This window comes from Pseudoalteromonas shioyasakiensis, from assembly GCF_022398475.1.
GTDB lineage: Bacteria > Pseudomonadota > Gammaproteobacteria > Enterobacterales > Alteromonadaceae > Pseudoalteromonas.
In genome coordinates this window covers 1-1,824 of the sequence record NZ_JAKEVM010000263.1, presented here as the reverse complement: position 1 = coordinate 1,824, position 1,824 = coordinate 1, and the positions used below count along the sequence as shown (strand labels likewise).

Sequence of the window (1,824 nt, the reverse complement as noted above, 5' to 3'; positions counted from 1 at the left end):
TTGATCAATTGATCCTAAAACATCATTTTTAACGTGCCCTTCAAAAAAATAAACTGCAAATAATCCAAAAATGCAAAACACAAAGGAAACTATTGTTAAAAATACCTTCGAACCAACAAAACTTGCACCACCTTTATCATGAATATTCATACTATGTCCGTTCGATATTTGTTCTACACCACTTTAGCAAGATAGACCTTAAAGCGTCATACTCGAGTGGCTTTGCGATATAATCATCCATTCCGGCATCAAAACAGCGTTGCTTATCAGCACTTAATACATTAGCAGTTAAAGCAATAATTGGCGTATGTTTGAAAGCAGAAAACTCTCTGATTTTTAAAGTAGCTTGAGGACCATCTAATACTGGCATTTGCATATCCATAAAGATGATATCAAATACACCTAGTTCACATTGTTCAACAGCTTCCTGACCATTGTTTGCCATATTTATAGAGGTGATATTAAATTCATTAAGCATCGCTTCAATCACTATTTGATTAATGTCATTATCTTCAACTACAAGGGCATTAATATATGATAAATCAATAACTTCTTTGGATGTAGTTAATAAAATATCTTCGTGATCTAAGTCCATTGAAGATAGTGTGCGCTTTGCTTTTAAATCAAAATAAAAGTGAGATCCCTCTCCCAATACACTTTCAACTTGAAGAGGTGCTTCCATCAAATTTAATAATTTATTTGATATAGTAAGGCCTAAACCTGTACCACCAAAACGCCTTGTGATAGACGTATCTGCCTGAGAAAATGCTTCAAATAGTGTACTCAAGTGTTCACTTGCAATCCCAATCCCTGTGTCAGAGACATTAAATGTAAGCTTTACTTCATCAAGCCCAATCTCTTGTATGTTAACTGTTAACGAAACACTGCCTCTCTCTGTGAACTTTACAGCATTCCCCAGCAGATTAATTAATACCTGCTTTAAACGTGTTTCATCGGCCAAAAACGCCAATTTTTCAACTTCCGGTGTTGTAGATATATAAAGCTGAATATTCTTACTATCTGCTTGTTCCTGAAATAAATGTTTAAGTTCTTCTAAAAGGTAGCCTAAATCTACTGGTTCAGACTCAAGCTCAATTTTTGAAGCCTCAATTTTACTCAAATCAAGAATATCGTTGATAATCACTAATAAGCTTGCACCTGAAGACTGTATTAGGTGTAGCATTTTGCTTTGTTCTGATGTGAGCGTCGTGCGGGCCATCTGGCGAGCCATGCCTAAAATACCATTCATAGGTGTTCTAATTTCATGGCTCATATTGGCTAGGAACTCTGACTTAACTTTTGTTGTATGCTCTGCGCTGTACTTCGCTTCAGAAAGGTCTTTACTTAGTTCTCTAAACTTATTAGCTGCCTTTGCTAAAATACCAATTTCGTCTTTTCGTTTTAACTCATAAATCGGAGCTTCCAAATCTCCATTTAAGAAATGTGTAAAGCTATTTGTTAAGCGTTTAATCGCACGTGTAATTTGCAAGTGAAAGAATGCTGATAGAGAGACAATGTAAATAACAACCATCAAAGCAAGTGCATTTAAAATGCTTTCTGTCATTGAAACCGTTTTTTGAGCATCCCGATTTATTTGTTTAAGTTGAGTTAATGAATCTTCCCTTAAACTATTTGCAAGCGTACTAAATTCAATTGCATCTCCAGCCATTACTACATTTACTAAGCTCAAATAGTTTCGATTAGCCTGAACACTTTTTGAAAAAGCATTTCGATAGCTATTAGACAAATCGATCATATTTTTAAATTTAGATCTATCTGCAACGTTTTTAGATAGCGAGTTCAGTATTTTTTCAACTTCAGCTC

The 1,824-nt window shown here is 34.8% G+C and carries 1 protein-coding gene; it reads right to left on the bottom strand.

All coding sequences use genetic code 11. The annotated features are described in order from the left end of the window. Nucleotides 1–151: 151 nt before the first annotated feature. Nucleotides 152–1,824 (bottom strand): ATP-binding protein (locus L1D51_RS21315; RefSeq protein ID WP_239964812.1); only part of this gene is annotated, 1,673 nt, incomplete at its 5' end.